This is a genomic window from Williamsia serinedens, assembly GCF_024171725.1.
Lineage (GTDB): Bacteria > Actinomycetota > Actinomycetes > Mycobacteriales > Mycobacteriaceae > Williamsia_A > Williamsia_A serinedens.
In genome coordinates this window covers 1-1169 of the sequence record NZ_JAMTCG010000031.1, presented here as the reverse complement: position 1 = coordinate 1169, position 1169 = coordinate 1, and the positions used below count along the sequence as shown (strand labels likewise).

Here is a 1169-nt window from a genome sequence, read left to right as displayed (position 1 = left end):
CGGTACCTATCCCGCCGAACGCCGAGAACAGCACATCGAGCAGGTTCGTAATGGGCAGCCCGCCGAAGAACCCACCCGCGCGCGCCACGATGTCGTTTGGGCCGTTGATCGTTGCCGGGTCCGCGTTCGCGATGTTCGACACGATCTGCGACGCCTTCTGCGTCACAAACCCCAACGGCCCACCACCCGACGGGGAACCCGCCAACGTGTTCGAGGCGATGTCCGGGAAGCGGGACGCCATCTCCGCCGTGTACTTGCCCTGCGTCTGATCCTGGAGGGCAGTACCGGCCTGAGACGGTGCGATCACACCCTGCGGAAGATCCGCGGGGTCGGTGTTCCAGGGTAAATTTGGCGTTGTCATGCTGCGGAGCCACCGAACGAGTCGTCAATCACCGGCTCCGCAATCCACTTCTTCGCCAGGCGCGACGGCATCGACGGTGCCTCCGCCACACGATCCGTCTCCTGGATTGCGAAGTGGTCGGGCTCGACAGGGGTCGGGGCGGCATCCTCCCGAACACGCTCCTTCACCCACCCCGGCAGATCAACAGTGGACGCCATCTCGTCGGTCTGGCGAACACCGCAGTCGTCCAGCATGTCCGCCATCCGACGCACCGCAGGCACAGCAATTGGGTACGGCTGCTCATTCGCCGTCAGCAGAGCGAACGTGATGGCCTGCGTCAACTGCTCCACACGGGCGGCTTTCTCCGGATCAGACGGACCAGCCTCGCTGGGGGTCGGGATCTCGTCAGACATGGTCACTCCTCACCCGATTCCGATTGCATTGAGGGCCGATGCGGTCGTGCCGATCAAGGACACGAGCCGTTCCAGCGCGTCCTGCTGGGTGCGCAGGTCACCGAACTTCGCCTGCCACACCGCCGGCTCCGTCCGCGAAATCGGCAGTGTCATCGATCGGCAGCGCGTCACATACACCCGCGCACCCAGATACTTCGTCGTCGCACCCACACGGTCACCCAGCCACCAATGGCCCTGACCGTTGTCCCCGATCAGCCACGGAATCCCCGACGCCACAGTGAAACTGAACGCCGTATCCGGGTCCGTCTCCCTACGACGCTTCCGCAAATCCATGATCGCGCTGGGCGTGTACGCCTGAGTGACGTTGGTGGCGGCGGTCTCGATGTAGTGACCCCAGCCCTGCTGCGCCGCCCGCC

Annotated in this window: 3 protein-coding genes; all 3 read right to left on the bottom strand. The window is 64.8% G+C overall.

Translation table 11 applies throughout. From position 1 onward, the window contains the following. On the bottom strand, nucleotides 1-361 hold a 361-nt coding region (locus LX12_RS21810), incomplete at its 3' end, for a hypothetical protein (RefSeq protein WP_253656718.1). Continuing rightward, the gene (locus LX12_RS21805; RefSeq protein WP_253656717.1) at nucleotides 358-753 is read right to left on the bottom strand and encodes a hypothetical protein; all 396 of its coding nucleotides are present in this window, start codon (nucleotides 751-753) and stop codon (nucleotides 358-360) included. The genes LX12_RS21810 and LX12_RS21805, both read right to left, overlap by 4 nt. A gap of 9 nt (nucleotides 754-762) precedes the next feature. Continuing rightward, a partial coding sequence (locus LX12_RS21800; protein WP_443741623.1) for a Gp37-like protein occupies nucleotides 763-1169 on the bottom strand: 407 nt, incomplete at its 5' end.